Below are 24,010 nucleotides of genomic sequence, written 5' to 3' on the forward strand. Positions count from 1 at the left end.
GGCCACCAGCTGGACCAGGCCGGGTAGGTCGCCGACTCCGTAAGCTCGTCGCAAGGCCGTGACGCGGCCGGTTCGGGTGGTAGCGATCGACTCTGCGTACTGCATCAGAGGATTCCTTCCGACGTGCTTTCCGAACTGAGAACCAGGGTTCGGGCCTGCGCTGCGAGCGTGCCCAGGACCTGGGAGAGACCGGCCCCGCCGAGGGCGGTCAGGATGCCGGGCACCAAACCGGCGAGTGCGACGTTCACCAGGGCTTCCGGTTTGGCCGCGGCACCCATGGCGCGGGCGGTGATGCCGATCTTGTCGGCGAGCGCGCGATAGGTGACGGTGTGATCGCCGTGCGTGACGGCGATCGTCTCGGGGGCGATCGCGGCGGCGGCCGCGATCAGGGTGGGGAGGTCGGCCGGGGCGGCCGGATTCCCTGGAGCGGGAGCCGATTCCACGGCGCCCGGGCGGCGGGTGCGTTCCCGCTCGGTCCGGATGTCGATGGAGCGCACGGCCGCCGCCGGATCGGCCAGCACGGCATCCAGCACCAGCCGCAGGCGCTGCGCCAGCAGGCGCACCGTGTCCGCGCCGAAAATGTCGGTGGCATAACCGAATCGCATGTTCAGGCCGATCACGCGACCGGTGTCGTCACGGCGTTCGATGCCGGTGAGCTGCAGGTCGAACTTGGCTTCGGTGAGCTCGGGTTCCAGGGCCTCCACCGTCAGCCCGGGCAGCGCCACCGCGCCCCCGCCGATGTTCTGGAAGGCGAACATGACCTGGAACAGCGGGGTGACGGAGGCGGAACGCGGCCGGCCGTTGGCCGCCAGTACGGCTTCCACCACGCGTTCGAACGGGACGTCGGCGTTGGCGAAGGCGGCCAGGTCCCGGTCCCGTACCTGCCGGAGCAGTTCCAGGAAGGAGAGCTTGCCGTCCACCTCGGTGCGCAGCACCACGGTGTTGACGAACATGCCGATCAGGTCGTCCAGGGCCCGCTCGCCGCGACCGGCGACCGCGACGCCCATGGAGACGTCGCGCTGGCTGGAGATCTTGGCCAGCAGGATGGCGAAGGCGGCGTGCACGACGCTGAACAGGGTCGCGCCGTGCTCGCGCGCCAGCGCCGACAGCCGCTCGACGGTCTCTTCGGCGATCTCGAAATCGATTGCCGCGCCGCGCATATCGCGGCGGGCCGGGCGCGGGCGGTCGGTGGGCAGCGCCAGTTGCTCGGGCGCGGTGGCCAATTCGTCCACCCAGAAGCGCAACTGCCGCGACTGCAGGCTGTCCGGGTCGGTGTCGGAGCCGAGCACCTCGCGCTGCCAGGCGGCGAAGTCGCCGTACTGCACCTGCAGCGGCTGCCAGCCCGGGGCGCGCCCGGCGGCCCGGGAGGTGTAGGCCAGCACCAGATCCCGGGTCATCGGCACCACCGAGTAGCCGTCGGCGCTGATGTGGTGCACCACCACGACCAGCACGTGCTGATCCGGGGCCACCCGGAACAACCGCACCCGCACCGGCGGCGCCGCGGTCACGTCGAACCCGGCCGTGACGACCTCGAACAGCCGCTCGTGAATCTCGTTCTCGGCCACCGGAACCGGAACCAGCTCCAGGTCCAGCTCGTCCACGCCCAGCACCTGCTGCACCGGCTCGTCGTTCTTCTCCGGGTACCGAGTCCGCAGAATCTCGTGCCGCTCCAGCACATCCCGCAGCGCCGCCTCCATGGCCGGCAGCTCCAGCTCCCCGGTCAACCGGATAGCGGCCGGAATGTTGTAGGCCCCCGACTCCGGATGCAACCGGTTCAGCACCCACATGCGCTGCTGCGCCAGCGAAACCGGCGCGAGCCCGGACCCGGTCCGCTTGGTGAGCGCAGGCAGCTGTTCACCGCGTTCGGCGGTGGTCAGCCACTGCGCCAGCTCGCCGACGGTCGGCGCTTCGAAGATCGCCGCTACCGGCACGCGCACGCCCAGATCCGACCCGAGCCGCGCGGCCAAGCGTGTCGCCATGAGCGAATTTCCGCCCAGCGCGAAGAAATCCGAATCCAGGCCGATGAGTTGGGTCACCGGTGCACCGGCGACCGCGACGCCGCCGCCGACCACCCCGGCCGGGCCGATCGCTTCGATGCGAGCGCCCGGCGCGGCGGCTCCGACGCTGCCGTCGGCCGCCCCACCTGCCGAGTTCGCCGGTTCTGCCGCGGTCGTCGCAACGGCTGCGGCAGGCAGTGCATTCGTTCCGGGGCCTCCGATGATCTCGGCGAAGCAGGCCGCGACGGCCCGCTCGAGCTCGGTGACGGGCTCACGGTAGGCCGCCGTGGCGAAGACGGGTTCGGGCAGCCGCGCGCGGTCCACTTTGCCGTTCGCGTTGAGCGGCAGGGCGTCCAGCACGGTGATCGCGGCCGGGACCATGTACTTCGGCAGCTCGGCCGACAACGCGGCGCGCAGCATCGCCGAAAGTTCCTCGGGCTGTGCGTCGGTGGCCTCCGGCACGGCCGCGTAGGCGACCAGCCGCGCACCCGCGTCGCCGCCGGTGTGCGCCACGGCCACCGCCGCCGTCACCCCGGCCTGCTTGCGCAGCGCGGTCTCGACCTCGCCCAGCTCGATCCGGAAGCCGCCGATCTTCACCTGGAAGTCGGCCCGCTCGACGTATTCGAGGTTCCCGTCCGCCAGCCAGCGCACGATGTCCCCGGTGCGGTACATCCGCTCCCCGGTGAATGGATCGGCCACGAACCGATCGGCGGTCAGCGCCGCGCGACCGTGGTAGCCACGCGCCAACTGCGCACCGGACAGGTACAGCTCACCGGGCACCCCGACCGCGACCGGATGCAACCGGTTGTCCAGCACATAGACCCGGCTGTTCCACGCCGGAGCGCCGATCGGCACCGCCTGCGCATGCCGCTCCCGCACCTCGAACGCGGTGATGGAAACCGCGGCTTCGGTCGGACCGTACAGGTTGAAAAGCTGTGCGCCGTCGTTGGTCCGGTCGAGGAAGTCCGCAGCGGTCGCGGCGGGCAACGCCTCGCCGATGGCCAGCACCGCCCGCACGGAAGCGGGCAGCTCCCCACCGGTGAGCAGCATGCCCAGCAACGACGGAACCGGATGCAACACGGTGACCCCGTGCCGCTCGATCACACCGCGCAACCGATCCGGATCGCGCTCATCACCCGCAGCGGTCACCACCAGGCTGCCGCCGGAGGTCAGCTGCGACCAGAACTCCCACACCGACAGATCGAAAGTGGCGGGCGTCTTCAACATCGCCCGATCGCCGACCCCGAGCGCGAAAGTGGCGCGCAGCCACTGCAACTGGTTGACGATCGCGGCGTGCGGGATGGTCACGCCCTTCGGCAGCCCGGTGGACCCCGAAGTGAAGATCACATACGCCGCATGGTCCGCCCGTAGCGGACGCACCCGTTCGGCATCGGCGACCGGCGCATCCGAGAACCCGCTCAGATCAACACGATCCACCTCGAGCACCGGCACCGCACCGCCGAGCGCCGCACACGCGCCGAGTTCGACCCCGCCGTTCGATGCGCCGAGGGACTTCACGTCTGCGCCGGTTTCGACCGCGCCGCCGGACGCCGTATCCGGGCCGGCGGACGCCAGGCCGGCCGCGGCGCTCGCGACGACTGCTACCGGGTAGAGGAACGGTGCGCCATCGGCCGCGGTGGTGAGAATCAGTGCGGGGCAGGCGGTTTCGAGGATGTAGGTGATGCGGTCGGCGGGGTGGTCGGGGTCGATCGGGACGTAGGCGCCGCCGGCCTTGATCACCGCGTACATGGCGATCACCAGGTCGATGCCGCGGCGCATGGCCAGCACGACGCCGGTCTCCGGGCCGACGCCGGAGGCGATCAGGCGGCGGGCCAGGCGGTTGACCCGGGTGTCGAATTCGGCGTAGGTGAGAGTGGTTTCGCCGTGCGCGTCGAGCAGTGCGGGTGCGCCGGGCGTGCTCGCCACCTGTGCGTCCACCAGGTCCACGAGGGTGGCCGGGGTGACGGGGTGGGTGGTGGCGTTCCAGCGCTCGAGGATCAGCTCGCGGTGGTCCGCGCCCAGCAGGTCGATATCGCCGACGATCGTTTCCGGCTGCGCCGCAATGGTTTCCAGGACGCGGAGCAGGGCGTCGAGGGTCTGCTGGGCGGTGGCCTCGGTGAACAGGTCGGTGGCGTAGCCGAGGGTGAGGTCCAGGCCGTTGGGGGCGCCGGTTTCGGTGTAGCGGTCCCAGGCGAAGAGGTGGAGGTCGAATTGGGCGATGTGGTTGTCGAAATCGACCGGGGAGACGGTCAGGTCGGGCAGGCGGAGTTCGGCCTGTTCGTAGTTCTGGAAGGAGAGGCCGACCTGGAAGAGGGGGTGGCGGGCCTGGGAGCGAACCGGATTCAGGACTTCTACCAGGCGCTCGAAAGGGATGTCGGCGTGGGAGAAGGCGGCGATATCGGCGGTGCGGACTCGGGCCAGGAGGTCGGTGAAGGGGGCGGCGGCGTCCACGTGGGTGCGCAGGGCCAGGGTGTTGACGAACATGCCGATCACGTCGTCGAGGGCGGTGTCGCCGCGGCCCGCGATCGGGGTGCCGATCGCGATGTCGGCGGTGCCGGACAGGCGGGCCAGCAGGGCGCTGTAGGCGGCGTGCACCACCATGAACAGCGTTGCGCCGTTGCGGCGGCCCACCTCGGTGAGCCGGGCGTGCAGCTCGCCGTCGACCACGGCATGAATCTGCTTGCCGCGCAGGGTTTGCCGGGCCGGACGCGGGAAGTCGGCAGGGAGGTCCAGCTGGTCGGGGAGACCGGCCAGGGCCTCGCGCCAGAAGGCGAGCTGCTGGGCGGCGATCGAGGTGTCGTCGTCTTCCGCGCCGAGCAGTTCGTGCTGCCACAGGGCGTAGTCCGCGTACTGCACGGACAGGGGCGCCCAGGCCGGAGCCGCGCCGGACAGGCGCGCGCTGTAGGCGATCATGAGGTCGCGGACGAACGGGACCACCGAGGAGCCGTCGGCCGAAATATGGTGCAGCACACCGGCCAGCACGTGTTCGCCGGTGGGCGCGCCCGCGGCGTCGAGTACGCGGAGCAGTTCCACTCGGATCGGCACCTGGGTGGTGACGTCGAAGGTGGTGGTGAGGATCGCCGGAATCCGCTCGGCCAGCTCGGCCTCCGCGACGGGGACGGCGGTCAGGGCCGGAAGCGCCTGGGCCGCAGGAAGGATCACCTGCGCCGGGCCCTGCGCGGTTTCGGGATAGACGGTGCGGAGAGTCTCGTGCCGCTCCAGAACATCGCCGAAGGCGGCCGCCAGCGCGTCCACATCCAGCGCACCGGTCAGGCGCAGGGCGACCGGCAGGTTGTAGGCGATGGAATCGCGATCGAAGCGGTTGATGAACCACATGCGCTGCTGGGCGGGCGAGAGCGGCAGCCGGTCGGGCCGCTCGGCCGCGACCAGCGCGGGACGCCGGGTATTGCCGAGACCCGCGTCCAGCCGGGCGGCCAGCGCGCCGACCGTGGAGTCCTCGAAGAGCACGCGCACGCCGACGGTGGCGCCGAGCATGGAGCCGAGGCGCGCCACCACCTTGGCGGCCACCAGCGAACTGCCCCCGAGGGCGAAGAAGTCGTCGTCCACGCCGACCCGGTCCAGACCGAGCACCTCGGCGAACACCCCGGCCACCAATTCCTCGGTGACGGTGGTCGGCCGGCGGTAGGCGGCGGCCTCGAACACCGGCTCGGGCAGTGCGCGGCGGTCGAGCTTGCCGTTGGCGGTGAACGGGATCTCGTCGAGCACCACGAAGGCGGCGGGCACCATGTACGGGGCGAGGCGACCGGCCAGTCCGGCCTTGACCGCCGTCACGTCCAGCTCCGCGTCATCGGAGACCAGGTAGGCGACCAGCTGATCGCCGCGCAGTTCGTGCTTGTGCAGCAGCACCACGGCACGCCGGACGCCGGACTGCTCGGCGAGTGCCGATTCGATCTCGCCCAGCTCGATGCGGTAGCCGCGCAGCTTCACCTGGAAGTCGTTGCGGCCCAGGCACTGCATGGAACCGAACCCGGTCCAGCGCATGAGATCGCCGGTGCGGTACATGAGTTCGCCGGGCGCCCACGGGCAGGCGACGAAGCGGCCCGCGGTCAGACCGGCCTGGCCGCGATAGCCGCGCGCCATCTGCGGTCCGCCGATGTACACCTCGCCGACGGTGCCGACCGGCACCGGGCGCAGCCGGTCGTCCAGCACCCATTCGTAGACGCCCGCGAACGGCGGTCCGATGTGCAGTTCGTCGGTGACCGAGTACGGGTTGGCCGCCTGCGACACACAGGTGGTCTCGGTGGGCCCGTAGACGTTCACGAAATCGCGACCGGCCTCGGCCCAGCGGCGGGCCAGTTCGACCGGGCAGGGTTCGCCGCCGACGATCGCCACCCGGGTGTCGGGGGCTTCGAGGGGGTCCACGGTGCCGAGCGCGGACGGGGTCATGAAGGCGTGCGTAACCCGGTGCGTGCGCAGCACTTCGGTGAGCTCCGCGCCCATGGTGGCGTGCGGCGGCGCGATGACGAGCGCGGCGGCCGAATCGATGGCCATGGCGATCTCGCCGACCGAGATGTCGAACGCGGGCGAGGCCACGTGCAGCACGCGGGCCGTCTTGTCCAGGAAGAAGTGCTGTGTCTGCCCGGCCGCGAAGCCCGGGATGCCCGCGTGGGTGATCATGACGCCCTTGGGCAGCCCGGTCGAACCCGACGTGTAGATGCAGTAGGCCAGGTTCGCGGGATGCAGCGGGCGCACCCGTTCGGCGGGGTCGATCGGCGTGTCGGCGAATGCGGTTAGCGCGCCGTCGAATTCGGCGTCGTCGACCACCAGCCAGGTGAGCAGGCCGGGCAGCCCGGCGGCCGCGGCGGAAACGGTGAGCCCGTACGCGGCCCCGGAATCGGACACCATGCGTTCGATGCGGTCGGCCGGATAGGCCGGATCGACCGGGGCCCAGGCGCCGCCGGACTTGGTGATCGCCCACACCGCCAGAATCCACTCCAGCGAACGCGGCATACCGACAGCGACCAGATCGTCGGCGCCGACGCCGAGCGCGATCAGCCGCCGCGCCAGGCGATTCGAGCGGCTGTCGAGTTCGCGGTAGGTGATCTCGCGGTCGCCGTCCACCACGGCGACGCCGTCCGGGTTGGCCGCGACGGCCGCGGCGAGCAGGTCCGGCAGTACCGCGCCGGTCTCGACGGGTCCGCCGGAACGTGTGGTGAGGTCGGCGTATTCGGCGTCGGACAGCAGCGGCAGGGTGTCGAGCACGATGTCCGGGTCGGCGGTGACAGCCGTGAGGAACCGCTCGAATCGGGCGGCGAAGACGTCAATGGTGGCGGGGTCGAACAGATCTAGCGCGAATTCGATCTCCGCGTTGATCCCCGCCGGTGCCGGACCTTCCCCGGGACCGGCACCGACGAAGCTTTCGGTGACCGCGACCGAAAGGTCGAACTTGGTCACTCCGGTGTCCAGCGTACCTGCCGTGGCAAGCAATCCGGGCAGTTCGACACTGATATTCCCGGACGCGGTGAACGACAGGGCAACTTGGAACAGCGGGTGCCGGGCTTGCGAGCGTGGCGGATTCAGGGCCTCGACGAGTTGCTCGAAGGGGACGTCGGCGTGCGCGAATGCGGCCAGATCGGTGTCGCGGACCCGCCGCACGAATTCCCGGAAGCCCCGGGTGCCGTCGACCTCGGTGCGCAGTGGCAGGGTGTTGACGAACATGCCGATCAGGTCGTCGAGTTCGGGCGCGCCGCGGCCGCCGACGGGGGTGCCGATCACGATGTCGGATTCGCCGGACATGCGCGCCAGCAAAACGGCGAGTACGGCGTGCAGGAACATGAAGGTCGAAACACCCTCGGCGCGGGCGGTTTCGGTGATGCGGGCGTGCAGTTCGGCGGGCAGCTCCACGGCGCGCTTGCCGCCGCGGCCGGTGGCGATCACGGGGCGCGGGCGGTCGCCGTTGAGGTCGAGCTGGTCGGGCGCGCCGGCGAGAGTCCGCCGCCAGAAGTCCAATTGGGTGGCGAGCAGGGATTCCGGATCGTCGGCCGCGCCGAGCCGATCGCGCTGCCACAGCGTGTAATCGGTGTACTGCACCGGCAATTCGGACCATTCGGGCGATTGCCCGGCGGTGCGCGCGACGTAGGCCAGCATCAGATCCCGGGCCAGGATGGGCAGCGAAAGGCCGTCGGCGGCAATGTGATGCAGCACCATGGCCAGGGCGTAGCGGGGCTCGTCGGCGGATACAGAACTGGTCGGTACGAAGTCTGGGGCGGCATCCAGGACGGTGAAAACGCCCGCGCGGAACGGGATCTCGGCGGCCAGATCGAAGCCGCGACCGGCGAGATCGGCCAGTGCGGCATCGAGTTCCGCGCCGTCGGTGACCACGCGATGCTCGACCAGATCGGACCGGTCGGTCAGTTCAGAGACCGGCAGCACCCGCTGATACGCCTGGCCCTCCGCGGTGAACGGGAAGACGGTGCGCAGGGATTCGTGCCGCGCCAGCACATCCGCGACCGCGGCGCGCAGGGCCGGCAGCTCCGCCGCGCCGCGCAGCCGCACCACGAACGGCATGTTGTAGCTGGCGTCGGTGACGTCGAAGCGATTCAGGAACCAGATGCGCTGCTGCGCGGGCGAGAGCGGCACCAGCTCCGGGCGATCGGCGCCGTGCCGCGGGACCAGCGGCAGCGCCATCGGATTCGCGTCGTCGTCCAGGAACCGGTCGTCGATGAGCTTCGCCAGTTCCGCGACGCTGGTGGCCGCGAACATCTCGCGCACCGTCAGCCGGGATCCGAGTTCGGCATTGAGCCGCGCCGCCACCTGGGTGGCGATCAGGCTGTTGCCGCCGAGGGCGAAGAAGTCGTCGGTGCGGCCGACCCGTTCGGCGTCCAGGGTGTCGCCGAACACCCGCGCCACGGCCTGCTCGACCGTCGAGACCGGCGCTTCGTAGCGCGCGGCCACCCGCACGGGCGCGGGCAGCGCGGCCCGGTCCAGCTTGCCGGAGGCATTGAGCGGCAGCGCATCCAGCACCACGAACGCGCTGGGCACCATGTAGGCGGGCAGGGCGCGCGCGGCGATGGCGCGCAGCCGGGTGTCCTCGATCGGCCGGTCCGCCACCAGGTAGGCGACCAGCTGGTCGTCCCGCACGACGACCACCGCGCGCTCGACCTCGTCCAGATCGGCCAGCACCGTCTCGATCTCGCCCAGTTCGATGCGCAGGCCGCGCACCTTCACCTGGAAATCGGTCCGGCCCAGGTACTCCAGTTCGCCGTCCTCGGTCCAGCTGACCAAATCGCCGGTGCGGTACATGAGCTCCCCCGCCGCGGCGAAGGGGTCGGCGACGAACCGCTCGGCGGTCAGTCCCGGTCGCGCCACGTAGCCCCGGGCGAGCTGAACCCCCGACAGATACAGCTCACCCGGGGTACCCACGGGCACCGGTCGCAGCCGTGCGTCGAGCACGTACAACCGGGTGTTGAACACCGGCGCGCCGATCGGCACGGACACGGTGTCTGCGGCCGTCACCTCGTGGAAGGTGACGTCGACCGCGGCTTCGGTGGGACCGTAGAGATTGTGCAGCCTGGTACCGGTCAGCGTACGCAGCCGCTGGGCGGCGGGCGCGGCCAGCGCCTCGCCGGAGGCGAACACCTGCCGCAGCGATCCCAGGCCGGTGGCGGCGTCGGCGTCCAGGCCGGACAGGAAGACCTCCAGCATGGAGGGCACGAAATGCGCGGTGGTGATGCCGTATTCGGCGATGACCGTGCGCAGGTAGGCCGGATCGCGATGGCCGTCCGGCTGCGCCAGCACCAGCGTCGCGCCGATCTGCAAGGGCCAGAAGAACTCCCACACCGACACGTCGAAGGTGGCGGGGGTCTTCTGCAGCACCACGTCGGCGGTGGTCAGGTCGTAGGTGCGCTGCATCCACACCAGGCGGTTCACGATGGCGGCGTGGCTCACGGCCACGCCCTTGGGGCGGCCGGTGGAACCCGAGGTGAAGATGACGTAGGCGGTATTGGCCGGACGCAGCCCGGACCGGCGCTCGGCATCGGTGATCGAGGACGGTGAGAAGGCGGACAGTTCCAGCTCGTCCAGGGCGGTGGCCGCGACGGACTCCGCCGGGCGATCCGCCGACACGGTGAGAACCATTGCCGGAGCGGCTGTTTCGAGAATGTGCCGAGTGCGCTCCACCGGATGATCCGGATCCAGCGGTACATACGCCGCGCCCGCCGCCTGCACGGCGTACATGGCGACGACCAGTTCCGGCGACCGCCGCAGGTGCAGCGCGACCAGGTCTTCCGGTCCGACGCCCTGCGAAATCAGGTACCGCGCAAGGCGGTTCACCCGCGCCGCGAATCCCGCGTAGTCGAGATCGCGTTCCGGTTCACCCGCGAAAAGCACCGCGCTCGCGCCCGGCGTGCGCGCGGCCTGCGCCTCGAACATCGACACCAGGGTGGCGCTCTCGTCCCGCGCGTGGCCAGTGTTGTTCCAAAGCCGCAGCACCACTTCGCGTTCCAGCTCGGTGGCGACATCCACACCGGCGATCGGGGCGGCCGGATCCAGCTCCACCAGACGCTCCAGGAAGCGCAGGAAACGCGAATGATGCCGGGTCAGTTCGCTGGCGCTGTACAGATTCGGGTTCACCTCGAAATCGAGGTGCACGCGGTCGTTGTCGCCGTAGAAGACATTGAGGCTCAGGTCCTCGATGGGCCCGGTCGACATGATGTGCAGCCGCCCGCTCAGCTCGCCGAAGTCCAGGCGGTTGTGGAACAGCATGATGTTGACCATCGGCCCGTACAGCGCCCGGGAGGCCGGACGGCCCTCGCGCTCGGCGTCGTCGCGGCGAATGTCCTCGTGCCGGTAGCGCTGATGCCGCAGCGCGCCCGAGACCTCCACCCGCATGGCGGTGAGCAGCTCCGCCCAGCTGGTCGTGGCATCGAGGGAGATGCGCAGTGGGACGATATTGGAGAGCATGCCGACCGAGCGCCGCATGACCGCGGTGGTGCGCGCCGTCACCGGCAGGCTGATCACCACTTCGTCCTTGCCGGTCATCAGGCTCAGGTAGGCGGCGAAACCGGCCAGCACCACCACCGGCAGCCCGGAATCACTCTGCGCGCCAACGGCTTCGATGCGCTCCTGCAGCCGCGCCGGCAGGGCGGTGCCGTACACGCGATTGCCGGCGCTGCGCGGCGCGGTGCGGGTGTTGAGGGCGGTGGCGCCGTCCAGGCCGCGGGTGCGCTCGGCCCAGTAGGCGCGGTCGGTGCGGAAGCGGCTGCTCTCCCGGTAATCGAACTCGCCCTGCACGATCTCTTGCGGCGTACCGGGTTTCACCACTTCGGGCGCGAGCCCTTGCTGCAATGCGGTGTAGCGCTTGGCCGTCCACTGCATGACGCTCATGGCGGCGTAACCGTCGCCGACGATGTGGTGCGCGCGCACGAACCAGAAGTAGCGGCGCTCGGCCACCTTGATCAGGGTGGGCGCGAACAGCAGATCGGTCAGCAGGTTCACCGGCCGCACCACTTCGCCGCGCATCCATTCGTGCGCTGCCGCAACGGGATCCGTCGCATCGGTCAGATCCAGGTAGCCGTGGTGCGAATCCTGATCGGACTCGTCGAGGTACTGGACCGGCTGCCCGTCGATCTCGGCGAAGCGCAACTGCGAGGAACGCCAGACGTTCACGCCCTCCTGGGAGACGCGCAATAGCAGTTCGACATCGAAATCACCGTGAATGTCCACGTATTGGGCCATGTTCACCGGGACTTCCGGCTCGAGCAGCTGCGCGTACCAGAGACCGACCTGCGCGGGGCCGAGCGGGAAGGGCTCGGTGGCGCCCGGCGGAAGCGCCGCGGCGCCGGCGGACGGCGCGCCGGCCTGCTGCGAAACCTCTTCCGGAACGGGCTTCCCCAACTCGGTACGGTGCACCAGAGCCTCCCTTTGCTCTCACGAAATACTTTGTGGCCGAAGAGTTTTCGGGGTGCACGAAATAGACCTGAGGTACCGGTGTGCCGGTGCCCAGGCCGCGGTAAACCGCACTGCCCCTGATTGATTCGACGAATACGCGCCACGTCCTGCGCGGACGTGCGCGTGGCTGATCAAACTAGTACGCGAAACCGGCCGGGCCCTCGCTTGCGCCGGCCGGGATGCGGTCGCCTCCGGGCCGTCCGCATCCGAGTTGTGCTGCTCCGAATTCCTCCAACTTCACCGCTGCGGCGCGACCCTCGATCGGGGGTCTCGGATCGTGCCGTTGTTGCCTGCATCACAGGGATGCCGTCCATGCATTGCGAAGACTAGGCGGTCGGTGAATAAAACGGAACTTTTTCCCCAAAAAAAGTTGGACGAGCGTCTAGTTGGTTGAGGAGATCGCGCCTGGCGCGGGAGAAATGTGCGTACGCCCACATGACTGAGCCGCGGTGTGACCGACCGCACTTTCAGTTGGGCAGACTATGAGTCGAAACGTTGCATCTGCGTTGCATCGGCGCCGAGACGGCGATCGAGCACCCGAATCTTCGCTTCGATCTGCGCATACAGCGGAGAGTCCCGGTCAACGGTGGCGCGATAGGCCGCCCACGCGGCCGCGTCGTCGCGTCCTTCCGCACCGGCGGTCCACCGGCTCAATACCGAAGCGTCATTCGAACGCAGCACGGCGGTCCGCAAACGCACGCGCAATTCATCTCTTATGTCTATAACTCCCGGCGCATTCGAACGCGGCAGGACCGGGCCCGAATACAGGCGCACGGCGGAATCGACGTCGCCGGAATCCAGGGCGGCGCGCAGCGCCTCCACATCGGTGGCGATCGGCACCCGCAAACGGTAAGGGCGCGAGCCGAACACATTCGGGCCCACCACCGACCGCAGCCGGGACATGGCGGCGCGAATGGTGGCATTGTCGAGATCGGCGTCGTCCAGCAGCAGCGCCAGGTGATCGGCCGAGAGCCCCTCGGGATGCTCGGCCAGCAGCAGCAGGATCTCGGCGTGCCGCTGCGACAAGGGAACTCGCTCCCCCGCCACCGTCAGCTGCGGCTGGCCCAGGCCCAGCACCTCCAGGCCGAGCCGCTCCGGCGCGGGCGCGTCGGCGCCGGATCGCCGATCCTGGCCGGAACGGACCGCGGCCAGCAGCAGATCCATTTCGGCGGCCGTGGCGGCGGCCTTCACCAGGGCCAGTATCTCCGGGCGCGCCACCCGCACGCCGCCCGCGATCATCAGCACGCCCACCAGGCGGCCGTCCGGATCGTGAACGGGCGCAGCGGCTCCCGTGATCTGATGCATGCGGTGCAGGAAATGCTCGGGGCCGTGGATCCAGGCGGCCCGGCCGGTGCGCACCACCAGGCCCACCGCATTGGTGCCGACCCGGCGTTCGCTCAGGTCATTGCCCTCGCGCAGGCCGGCATCGGACGCGGCCTGCACCCGATCGGCGGTGCCGTGCACCGAGAGCACGCGGCCGAACTGATCGGCGACCACGACGATGAGACCGGTGCTGGTGGCATCGCGCAGCAGCAACTTGTCGACCAACGGCATCACCGCCGCGATCGGATGCGCGTCGCGATAACGCTCCAGATCCGTGCCGCGCAGTCCGCGGCCGTCTCCGTCATCCAGGGGATCGACCCCGCCGCGTAGGGTACGCAGCCACGATTCGAGCACCATCGGGCGCAGCAAACCTGCGAGCTGTCCCAATTGCTCGCCGCCGACACTCAAATACCCGTGGGCTTGAGCGGCATAGGCCTCCAGCGCGCCGAGCTGCGAGCCCGGTTCCACGCCGTTTTGCTGCGGGTGCCCCCCACCTGCGAGATTGCTGACCATTTGCCTTTCTTTCCGCCCCAAAGGGTACCGGTGGGGGTACCCCGGATTGGCGGAAGCCGGACGTTTGTCCCGCAGGTCACACCTCGACGGGAACCTTGCGAAATGTGAGCTACGCAGCAATTTCTTAAACAGAAGCGGTTCAGTTGGCTGCCCGTGCTGGCTGCGGGGCTCCCTCGCACACGGCTCCGACGTGCGGATTCAGTTGGGCGGCAAGGTCGGTCGCAGCGACGCGAAACTCCGGATCCGGGCCGCACCCCACCATAGCCCGGACCCGTACGCGACATCGTCCAGACGTTTGCAGAGCAGATACCGGGCCGGATCCAAGCCGCCCTGTTCGCGATGGATGAACCAATCCGCGAGCCCGTCGGCCACCGCCATGGTGATCGCCAGCTGCCGGATCCGGCGCGAGCACAGCATGCCCAGCAGGGTCACCGGCCAATAGTGGCGGCACAGCGCGGAAGCCAGCCGCCAGACCCCGCCGGAGAAACCGCGCGCCATATAGATGGCGGCCACCCGGGTCGGATTGTCCAGCTCGGCGAACACCCGGCGCAGCCGGAACAACGTCGCCACCATGGTGATCAGCCCGCCCAGCGCACCCCAGCGGGTGAGGGTGCCGAACAGCAGCGCGGCCACCGCGGTCCAGATCGGCATGGACAGCGGGGCGGCCATCCCGGCGTGGCGCTGGCCCAGCGGGGCCACGCCGGTGCCGTGGGTCAGCTTGTGCGCGAACCATTTCCGCAGCGAGACCGGGTTGCTGTGGGCCACCCGGGCGGCCGGCTCGTAACGCAGCCGCCAGCCGGCGCTGTCCAGCCGCCAGCACAGATCGATATCGCCGCCCGCGCCCATCGACTCGTCGAAACCGCCCGCGCCCAGCAGCGCCAGCCGGCGCACCAGCAGCGCGGTGCTCGGCACGTACGGCACCGGGCCGTGCGCCTGCACCGCCGACTCGCGCCGGCCGCGATGCAGGGAACCGCGGGTGTGCTCGTAGCGGGCGAGCATGGTCGAATCCGGATCCATGGCCAGGATGCGCGGGGCCACCAGCGCCACCTTCGGATCGCTGAAATGCCCGAGCATGACCTCCAGCCAGCCGGTGCGCGGCACCACGTCCGGATCCAGGAAGGCCACGAATTCGGTTGCCGCGGCCCGCAGTCCGAAATTGCGGGACGCCGCCGGGCCGTGCCGCCGGTCCCGGCGCAGCACCGTCACCCGGCAGCGATTGACGCGCGCGGCGGGCACCCGCACCGGTATGTCCGAGCCGTCGTCGACCACGATCACGGTGTGGCCGCGCAGCGCCGAGAGCAATCGATGCAGGCCCGGGCTGTCGTTGTGCACCGGGACGATGATGGTGACGTCCTCCACCGCGGGCAGCAGCCGCGGACGCGGATTTGCCACCCCGGAATCGAGCAGGCGTCTGGCTACCCGAGCCGACGTCGGATCCGTCACCTCGAGGTACCCGTCACCGATCAAGGCCGCAGCTTCCGGAGCGAGGCGTAGCAACCGCGTCGGCGTGCCGCCGACCAGGAAACGTCCACCGGAGTATGTGCGCACCCGAGGATCGATTCGCACCCCGAAACCATCGGGAAGGCGATCATGGCGCATTCCTGGAATGCTAGGTCAGCCAACACGCGGCAATCATGATTGGCGCGCCGCCCGGTATCCGGATCGTCCGGTAATCCGTCGCGGCGCACCCGCGGCGGGACCGGCGGAGTGCCCGGCGCTCTACACTGCGGTGGGAAATCCAGCAGGTGAACAGGCATGGGACGGAAAACCGCCCCGCGGTGGTCGAGGTGGCATGGGAGTCGGACGTATGCAGACAAGCGGGGGCGGCAACACCCTCTCGGAATCCGAGATCGTCGAAGCCGCGCTGCGAGTGGTTCGTCAGGACGGCGTGGAGAAACTGTCCATGCGCCGGCTGTCCCGCGAACTCGGAGTTTCGCCGATGGCCCCCTATTACTACGTCGCCGACAAGCGTGAGCTACTCGACCTGGTCGCCACCGCCGCGCTCACGGGAGTCCGCAAGCCCCCACCGGAATTCGGCTCGTGGCAAATGCGGCTGCGGGATCTCATCGATCAGATCGACGAGAAATTGCGCAAGCATCCGGGACTCGGGGACGTGCTGATCGAGCAGCTGCTGAGCAAACAGCTGGATCTGATCGCCGCCGTGATGGAGATCCTGTTCGACGCCGGATTCGACGATCGCAATGTGCTGGCTTCCTACGCGACCATCCACACCTACCTGTTCGGGCGCTCCAAGGTGAACCCGCGCGATCGCACCGCGCTGCACGACCGGGCGCTGCCCGAGGCCGTGGAGCGGGCCACCAAACATATGGCGGACCTGCGTGGGAAATACTCCTACGACTTCTCCATGGACGTGCTGATCGCCGGACTCGAGGCTCAGCTTGTCCGGCAGCGAGACAGCCACGTATAGTCAAACTAGAACACGTTCTAGTTTGAAAAGCCGTACCGGCCACGCCGGGTTCGAGAGGACACTATGACCACCGTCGACGTACCGCAGAGCTCACGATCGGCCGTGCTGCGGGTCTCCGCGGTCATCAACGAGACGGCCGACGCCTGTTCGCTGGTATTCGACGTGCCCGAGGAACTGCGCGAACGCTTCAGCTACACCCCGGGCCAGTTTCTCACGCTGCGCATTCCGAGCGATCTCACCGGATCGGTGGCGCGCTGCTACTCGCTCGCGAGCTCGCCGCACACCGACGACAAGCCCAAGGTGACGGTCAAGCGGACCGCCGACGGGTACGCCTCGAACTGGGTGTGCGACAACGTGAAAGCCGGGGACGAACTCGAAGTCCTGCCGCCCTCAGGCGTTTTCACGCCCAAGAATCTGGACGAGAACCTGTTGCTCTTCGCGGCCGGCAGCGGGGTCACGCCGGTCATGTCGATCCTGAAATCGGCGCTGTCGCGCGGCAACGGGCGCATCGTGGTGGTGTACGCCAATCGCGATCACGACAATGTCATCTTCGCCGCGGAGCTGCGCGAACTCGCGGACAAGCATCCGCAGCGGCTGGCGATCATCCATTGGCTGGAGCACCTACAGGGACTGCCGACCGCCGATGCGCTCGCGACCCTGACCGCGCCCTACCGCGAATACGAAGCATTCATGTGCGGGCCCAAGCCGTTCATGGATCGGGTGCACGACGCGCTGGCGCAGAACGGCGTGCCGCGCAATCGGACTCATGCCGAGGTGTTCAATTCGCTCTCCGGCGATCCGTTCGCCGAAGTGGCGCCGGCGGAAATCAGCGCCGAGGAACAGGCCGACGCGGCGACCGTCGAAGTCGAGCTGGACGGCGAGACGCACGAAATGAGCTGGCCGCGCAGTCAGACGCTGGTCGACATCATGCTCTCGAAGGGTCTCGACGTTCCCTATTCCTGCCTCGAAGGCGAATGCGGTTCCTGCGCGTGCACCGTGCTCGAAGGGACCGTCGAAATGGAGAACGCCGAAATCCTGGACCCCGAGGACATCGCCAACGGGTACATCCTCGGGTGCCAGGCGCGGCCGGTGACGGATCACCTCAAGATTCAGTTCTGAGACGGGCTCAGTACGCGCCGAAGACGTTGTCGATCGACCCGTAGCGATGCGCCGCGTAGTTGCATGCGGCGGCGATATTCGCGACCGGGTCGTAGATATCCCAGGAGGTGCCGTCGACGTGGTACGCCTGGAAAGTCGGGTCGATCACCTGCAGTAGGCCCTTGGACGGGATACCCGCCGCGGCATTCGAGTCGTAGAGGTTGATCGCCTGGGGGTTACCGCCGGACTCCCGCATGATGTTGCGGAAAATGCCGTCGTAGCTGCCGGGAATGGCGCGCTGGTTCATGACGTAGATGGCATTGCGAATCCAGCCGTCCAGATCATTGGCGAAGACCGGCGGCAGCAGGCCCGAATACGGGGCCGGGAGCTGCTGCACCAGTTGCTGGACCTGGTCCTGCTGACCCTTCGGCAAGGTTTGCTGCCACTGCTCGGCGGTTTGCTGCAGCTGCTGAGCCGGTTGCTGGAGCTCGACCGGAACACCCGGCAGCTCGGCGGCGGCCGGACCGGTGGTGCAGACGATGGCGGCGGCGATCAACGCCGAGGACGGCAGGACAAGCAGTTTTCTCAGAGACATAGCGCATTTCGACAGCGCAGGACCCCACGGCGGGCACCCGACGGTGCTCGCCGATACGCTGCTGGGTTGTGAATTGGGTTGTGGGCGAACGAGATCCGGACCTACCGGGAATCACCGTTCATGCGCGCCACAACTCGCGGGGCTGGACGCATGACCACTGGGGCTGATCACAGAATGATTGCGGTAGGTTAACGTAAACTGAACTGAAGATGAACAAATGGTGTTTGCCTGCGCGTCGTCGCGGTTCGGAACGTCAATTCATGCCCTGACCGGGCGTTTGCCGGATCGGTGCGGAATCGGTCACTGGGCGCGGTAGCGGGTGCGCTCCTCGGCGGTCAGGTGCTCGGTCGCATAACTGAGCGCGGTCCGGCCCATCTCGGCGGCGTGCGCGTCCAGGAACGCGGTCAGCTGCGCGCGGTCCACTCGTTTGCCGATCTCCCGCAGCATCCAGCCGACCGCCTTCTGGATCAGATCCCGGCGGTCCGGCAGCAGCAGCTCGCACAGTTCCAGGGTGGTTCCGGTATCGCCCGCCTTGATGAAGGCGAACGTGGTCAGCAGCGCGACCCGCCGCTCCCACAGCGACTCCTGGGCGGCCAGCTCGAACAGCAACTCGCGCGGGCGCTCCAGCAGCCATGGGCCCAGCACGAATTCGGCGGAGGCGTCCACCAGGTCCCAGTTGTTGACCCGTCCGCGCCGCACCGCCGCGAGGTACAGGTCGACGATCCGCTGCTGCAGCGCCGGGTCCGGCGCGCGCTTGCCCATGGCCTTCGCCATCCGGGCGTTCAGAATCACCAGCCCTGCCAGGCGATGCTCGTGCACCTCGCTGTCGAGCAGCTTGTCGATTTCCGAAAGCTCCAGCCCGGCAAAACCTTTCGCCACCGCACGGGTCGCCGGCACCCGCACACCGATGAAGACGTCCCCCTCCCCATACTCCCCCGGCCCGGTCTTGAAGAACCGCTGCAGATGCACGGCGTCCGCCGCGTCCGAAACCTTCGCCAACTCCGCCATCACCGCGGCCGCCGTCTGTTCCACCTCACCATGATCTGCCACCCCACCGACACCCGCGCGCTCCCACACCGAACCGGACAACACACCCTGCGCGCCACGCCGCGGCCGGTAATGCCCGGCCACCACCCCCGATAGCCCCGGCATCGGACGCGCACTCCGCGCGCCCCCGACCTGGAGCGACAATGCACCTCCGATCCCGCAGGCGCGTCACCACCGGCATCCTCACCGCCCTCCTCACGGCCATGACCCTCACGGGCTGCACCACCCACACCACCCCCGGCAAACCGGTCGCCGCCGCTTCGGCAGCGGGCGACCACACCCTCTCCCCCACCGTCGATTCCGCCGCGGGCGCGACCCTCGCACCCGCTGCGACCCCCGTACCGGTCGCCACCACGATTCCGGTCCCGCCGACCGCCGCCCCCGATCCGGCGACGACCCAGCCGCCGTCCGCCACCACCGACCCAGCCGTCCCGCTCGCCGGTGCACCGGCCGCGAGCGCACCGAAACCCATTGCCGCCGAAGCGGAAACCACCCAACCGGCGCCCGAGCCGTCGGCACCCGCGCCCACGACGGACCCACAACCGGCCGCAACCACGGACCCACAACCGGCTGCCACCACGGATCCGCAACCGGTCGCACCGGAGACGACTACCACCGAAGCTTCGCCCCCGACCACCCAATCAGGCTGCGGCAATGGCTATTACCGCAATGCGAGCGGCAATTGCGTCCACGATCCCGTCTCCGCCGCCACCACCCCACCGGGCGCGACCGCGCAATGCGGCGACGGCACCTACTCCTACAGTCAGTCCCGCAGCGGTACCTGCTCCCACCACGGCGGCGTGTCCCGCTGGCTGTAGCCCCTACCGCACACCCCGGATGCGACGATGCGGACATGGACGACCGCGCCGATGCCGAGCCGTTTCTCCTGGAGATCGACAGCGCCTTCACGATCACCGGGCGCGGCACCTACGTGATCGGTGAGATCCGGCGCGGCACACTGAAGATCGGCGATCGAGTGTGGTTGACGACACCGGGCGGCGGAATCGAGACACGGGTGCTGGGAATCGAGTTCGTGAACCGGCGGCCGGCAGATCCGGGCGAGCCGCCGCCCGCATTGGTCGGACTGAAGCTGGAAGGCATCGAGAAGCGAGATGCCGAAGCAGGGCAACAGGTTACGGCGATCCCGCCTGGCAGCAGTGGACAATTCGACCAATAACGCACGGCCGCAACGTGTTCAGGCTGCGTCGATCTCAACGCTCCGCGGTGGCGCCCTCCGAGTCCGGCGGCGCGGCGGGCGCGGGCCGGTCGGCGTCGTAGTAGACGGCGATGAGGTCGGCGGCGGCGCGGCGGGTGCGGCGGGCGGCGCGAGCCAGCTCGGTGACGGTGATGTCGCCCGCTTCGGCTCGATCGGCGGCGGTTTCCAGCTCGTGGCTGGCGATCAGGAGGCGGGTGATTTCGGGCCAGCGGATCGATAGGTCACCGGGCTGGCCTTCGGTGGCTAGCATCAGGCGGTTTCACCCGCTGCGCGTAGCAGCATCTCGCCGAAGACGCGCATCTGATCGGCTCCGCCGTACCAGGAGGTCACCAGGTCGACCGCCGCGTGACGGGTGCGGCGGGCGGCGCGGGCCAGGTCCGAGACGGTGATGTCGCCCGCTTCGGCTTGCAGTGCGGCGGCTTCGAGATCCTGGCTGGCCACGAGCAGGCGCATGATCTCGGGGAGGCCGATGGAGGTGGAGCCCGGCTCCCGGAAATCGGTCCGCACGGGAGCCGAATTCTCTTGGGCGCGTGCGCTTTCCCGGGCGGCGCGGCGGGACCTCGGCGGCGCGGCGGTGGCGTTGCGCGGGGTGGCCGCCGCGGACGATTCGCGGAGCGAGGGTCGATCGGACAGCACTTCGGATTCTCCCGTTCGGTCCGGCGTGAGCTCGGATTCGCCTGCGGTCCGCGGTGATTCGGCAGTCTTCCGGCGAGCGGGCGAAAGCTGTTCCGCCGGGTCGTCGTTGGATTCCCGCCACACGGGCTCGTCCGCTTTCGGTTCGCGCCGCACCGGCTCGCCCACGGCTGCGGGCTGGGGCGCGGGCACGGCTGCCTCCGGGGCCGATATCGAATTCAGCTCCGCGGTGCGGGGTTCGGACAGTTCCGAGGTCGAGACCGACCGGCGTCGGCCCGGGCGCGAATCGTCGGAGGCCGCAGCGGCTTCGGCCGGGCGCGAATCGCCGGAGGCCGCGACGGCTTCGGCCGGGCGGGGATTCGACTCCGGGACCAGATCGGCGGGCGGCAGCGAAGCGCTGAGTTCCAGTTCGGCCGTGGCGATCCGGGGCGTGGCGGCGGTCCCCGTCGTCACCCGGCGCGGCGACGGGGGGACGGTGCCGGCGCGGCGCGCGGCCGGTTCGGCGGCCGCCGGGCGGCGCGTGGCCGGGTCCACCGCCGGCAGGCTCAGGGACGGCGTGGTGTCGGGGCCGGCAGCGGTGGCGCGCGCGGAACCGGCAATGGCATCAATGGATTCCGGGGCCTGGCCCGGGAACGCCGCGGGTGCGGCGTCGGAGCTGTCGGCGGGGGCACCGTGGAAGTCAGCGGCGGATCCGTGCCGGATCGCGGTCGCGGCGCGCGCGGATTCCATCGCGGCGAGATCCGGGGTACGGGGTTCCGGTTCGGAGGTGGTGAAAGCCGGCATCCTGGCCGCCGCCGCGGCGGTGCTCGCGGTCGAATCCGCGGCGGGCGCGGAACCCGTCGTGGCCGAGTCGGTCGCCGACACGACCGGGATGGCGGGGCTGCCGGTCTCGCGCGCGGAGCGGTGGGCCGCCAGAGCGGATTCCATCCGGGCGGAGAGGGTTGCGGGGTCGTCCGACAGCAGGCCGGCCGCCACCGAATCCAGCAGGGAGCGATAGGAGGACACCGAGGACTCGGCGGGCGGGAGATAGGACGCCGCATCGGCGGACGCGCCCGTGCCGGGTTGTTCGACAGCCGGGGGGACGCTGACGTCCGGTGCGGCGAAGGCATCGGCCATGGGGGTGGAACCGAAGGTGGCGGAGCCGGATTCGCCGGTGGCGAACGAAGTCGGCGCGAATTCGCCAGGGGTGCGGGTGGGCAGGGCCGCGGGCGGCGGGGACAGCCGCGGCACCGGCTGGGCCGATTCGGCCGGCGAGCTGTAGCCGGTCAGCCCGGCGGCGCCGGAAACGGGTTCGGCCGCATTCGGGCTCGCGTATCCCGGCATCGAGTCGAAGCTGCCGCCCCGGGTGTACCCGAGCATCGGATCGACGCCGTTCACGCTCGAATATCCGGCGGCCGGATCGGATCCGTTCACGCGCGGGTAGCCGCCCGCGGCATCGCCGCCGCTCGCACCGGAGTAACCACCGGCGGAATCGAACCCGTTCGCGCCCGAATAGCCGGTACCGGAATCCACTCCGTTCACACCCGGGTAGCCGGGCGCGGGATCGATGCCGTTGATGCCCGCGTAGCTGGAGGCCGGATTGGCGGGAATCTGGTCCGAGTAGGCGATCGAGGGGGCCGCGTTGTCGCTGCCCGGGTAGCCGGGATCGGGGGCCGGCGTGCCGGTGAAGCCCGACCCCGGGTCGATGCCGTTCGAACCCGTGAAGCGCGAAGCGCCCGGAATGACGTCGTTGCGGCCGGTGTAGGCGCGGCGCAGCACCGGCTCCACGGGGGCGTCGCCCGTCGTGGAGCGCGGGCTGGAGCCGTTGGTGAGAGCGCGGTTCGAACCGGTGTCGATGCCGGTGAGCGGCGGGGTCGGCGCGGTGCCCGGGCCAGTGGGTTCCCCGTGGGTGAGGCGGTAGGTCTCCCGCCGGGCGTTCAGGGATTCACCCAGTCTGGTCGAGAAATCGGCATCCATGGGCGACATTCTTACCGTTGCACCGGGTGGGGTGCGACTCGGGATGTTGCGAAAGCTATTCACGAGCAACGGTATTGGGGCATTGACGAATCAGCATTTGACGGGCGCCGGTTCCCCCCGCAAGCGCGCATCCAGCCACAATAGGGCAGCCGGGACGCCGAAGACGGCCGCGGAAAGGTGTTCCGGGGAGATGTTGGAATCGGTTTGCAGGCGGACTCCGGCGGCGCAGTAGCGGCGATCGGTGTTGACGATGGCGTCCACCGGAATCAGCGGATCGCTGCCGGAATGCCATTCGAAAACCGGCATATTCGGGATGCCGTCGAAGAATTCCAGACTGTTCTCCTCCAGCACCGCCTGCACGTTCGGATCGTCGACCATGGAGGTGCTGGCGGCGAATTCGCGGGCGCTGCGGCCCGCGCCGATCAGCATGATCTCGTTGGTGCAGCCGTTGGCCATGGCGTCGCGGGTGGTCAAGCCGAGTTGATTCATCTGGGTGCTCACCGGCAGCCGGTCCGGATATTCGCGTTCCAGCCCGATCGCCGCGGCCATGGCCAGGCCGAAGGCCGGATGCGGTTGCATGCCGATGGCGCGCACCATGCTGACCAGGTTCATCGGCACGCCGCCGTAGGCCGCCCCCGCGATCCGCAGTTCGGGCGCGTAGGTGGGCGCCAGCGCCGCCGCCCACGCGGTCGCCATGCCGCCGCCGGAGTAGCCGGTCATGGCGACCGGGCTGGCGGCCAGTCCCAGTTCGGAAACCCGCTGCGCCGCACGGATTCCGTCGAGGGTGATCTGACCGCCCAGCTTGGCCGCTCCGTAGGCGAAATTCGGGCCCAGATGGTCGGGCAGCGCGATGGACCACCCGCGCCGCAGCACCGCGTTCAGCGCGATCGCCTCGCGCACCACGAGTTTCGGGTCCGAGGTGTACAGCACCTTCGATACCGCGCAGTCCGCGCCGAGGCCGTTGATGATGTGCTGATAGGACAGCAGCGGTCCGTTCACCTGATGCTCGCGCGGGGTGAGCACGGTGGTGACGGCGGCGATGGGTTTGCCCTGCGAGCTGGTGGAGCGGAATTTGACCAGGGTGACCGAGGTTTCGGGGAACATCAGGTTCGCGGGCATGGCCCGGGTTTCGAGAACGTCGCCGGGAGCCTGGTTTTCGAGGCCGGCGGGCTGGGCGTAGAAGGGGTCCGGGTCGGGCCGCGGATAGGCGGGCTCGGCCACCGCGGCCGGGCTGGTCAGCGTCAGCGGCACGGTGGCGATAAGGGCGATCGCCGTCATCATGGTCACCGCTCGCG

Annotated in this window: 13 protein-coding genes (1 of these 13 only partly in view); 4 read left to right on the top strand and 9 right to left on the bottom strand. The window is 69.4% G+C overall.

Going from position 1 to position 24,010, the window contains the following annotated elements; translation table 11 throughout:
• The 4 genes from LTV02_RS23880 to mftF form a co-directional block, all read right to left on the bottom strand.
• Positions 1-105 carry the 5' end (the start) of a non-ribosomal peptide synthase/polyketide synthase gene (locus LTV02_RS23880; protein ID WP_233033984.1) on the bottom strand. The gene continues 19,167 nt to the left of window position 1, outside the view, so 105 of the gene's 19,272 nt are visible here — the first part of the coding sequence; the start codon lies at positions 103-105; its stop codon lies beyond the left edge, outside the window.
• On the bottom strand, positions 105-11,867 hold the full coding sequence (locus LTV02_RS23885) for a non-ribosomal peptide synthetase (RefSeq protein ID WP_233033986.1): 11,763 nt from the start codon (positions 11,865-11,867) through the stop codon (positions 105-107). The genes LTV02_RS23880 and LTV02_RS23885 overlap by 1 nt, the downstream gene beginning before the upstream one ends.
• 519 nt (positions 11,868-12,386) lie before the next feature.
• A complete protein-coding gene (locus tag LTV02_RS23890; protein WP_067716334.1) occupies positions 12,387-13,742 on the bottom strand; it encodes a GAF domain-containing protein in 1,356 nt (451 codons plus the stop codon).
• Positions 13,743-13,940: 198 nt separating this feature from the next.
• Positions 13,941-15,341 carry a mycofactocin biosynthesis glycosyltransferase MftF gene (mftF, locus tag LTV02_RS23895; protein ID WP_233033988.1) on the bottom strand — a complete coding sequence of 467 codons (1,401 nt, stop codon included), beginning with the start codon at positions 15,339-15,341 and terminating at the stop codon, positions 13,941-13,943.
• A 208-nt stretch (positions 15,342-15,549) separates the two neighbouring features.
• Between mftF and mftR2 the strand changes: the two genes are divergently transcribed.
• Positions 15,550-16,170 (top strand): mycofactocin system transcriptional regulator MftR2, encoded by a 621-nt coding sequence (gene mftR2, locus LTV02_RS23900; RefSeq protein WP_084535203.1) that lies wholly within the window; start codon positions 15,550-15,552, stop codon positions 16,168-16,170.
• 63 nt (positions 16,171-16,233) lie between these two features.
• Positions 16,234-17,289, top strand: coding sequence for a ferredoxin--NADP reductase (locus LTV02_RS23905; RefSeq protein WP_233033990.1), 1,056 nt, complete (start codon positions 16,234-16,236; stop codon positions 17,287-17,289).
• Between the two features lie 7 nt (positions 17,290-17,296).
• Here the strand turns inward: LTV02_RS23905 and LTV02_RS23910 are convergent, their stop codons facing one another.
• Both LTV02_RS23910 and LTV02_RS23915 read right to left on the bottom strand, forming a co-directional pair.
• The gene (locus LTV02_RS23910) at positions 17,297-17,863 is read right to left on the bottom strand and encodes a transglycosylase SLT domain-containing protein (protein WP_233033997.1); all 567 of its coding nucleotides are present in this window, start codon (positions 17,861-17,863) and stop codon (positions 17,297-17,299) included.
• Between the two features lie 300 nt (positions 17,864-18,163).
• Positions 18,164-18,871, bottom strand: a complete 708-nt coding sequence (locus tag LTV02_RS23915; protein ID WP_233041683.1) for a DNA alkylation repair protein — start codon at positions 18,869-18,871, stop codon at positions 18,164-18,166.
• Between the two features lie 182 nt (positions 18,872-19,053).
• Between LTV02_RS23915 and LTV02_RS23920 the strand changes: the two genes are divergently transcribed.
• Both LTV02_RS23920 and LTV02_RS23925 read left to right on the top strand, forming a co-directional pair.
• Complete coding sequence (locus LTV02_RS23920; RefSeq protein WP_233033999.1) at positions 19,054-19,728, top strand: DUF3761 domain-containing protein; 675 nt, start codon at positions 19,054-19,056, stop codon at positions 19,726-19,728.
• 35 nt (positions 19,729-19,763) lie between these two features.
• Entirely contained in the window at positions 19,764-20,087 is a 324-nt protein-coding gene (locus LTV02_RS23925) for a hypothetical protein (RefSeq protein WP_233034000.1), read from the top strand.
• 34 nt (positions 20,088-20,121) lie between these two features.
• Here LTV02_RS23925 and LTV02_RS23930 read toward each other — a convergent pair whose 3' ends face one another.
• From LTV02_RS23930 to LTV02_RS23940, 3 genes are all read right to left on the bottom strand, one after another.
• Positions 20,122-20,376, bottom strand: a complete 255-nt coding sequence (locus LTV02_RS23930) for a hypothetical protein (protein ID WP_233034001.1) — start codon at positions 20,374-20,376, stop codon at positions 20,122-20,124.
• Positions 20,376-22,715: a hypothetical protein gene (locus tag LTV02_RS23935; protein ID WP_233034002.1), complete on the bottom strand. Its 2,340-nt coding sequence runs from the start codon at positions 22,713-22,715 to the stop codon at positions 20,376-20,378. Before LTV02_RS23935 ends, LTV02_RS23930 begins: the two co-directional genes overlap by 1 nt.
• 90 nt (positions 22,716-22,805) lie before the next feature.
• Positions 22,806-23,996, bottom strand: coding sequence for a lipase family protein (locus tag LTV02_RS23940; RefSeq protein ID WP_233041684.1), 1,191 nt, complete (start codon positions 23,994-23,996; stop codon positions 22,806-22,808).
• Positions 23,997-24,010: the final 14 nt, after the last annotated feature.

This window comes from Nocardia yamanashiensis (assembly GCF_021183565.1).
In the GTDB taxonomy this organism is placed as follows: domain Bacteria; phylum Actinomycetota; class Actinomycetes; order Mycobacteriales; family Mycobacteriaceae; genus Nocardia; species Nocardia yamanashiensis.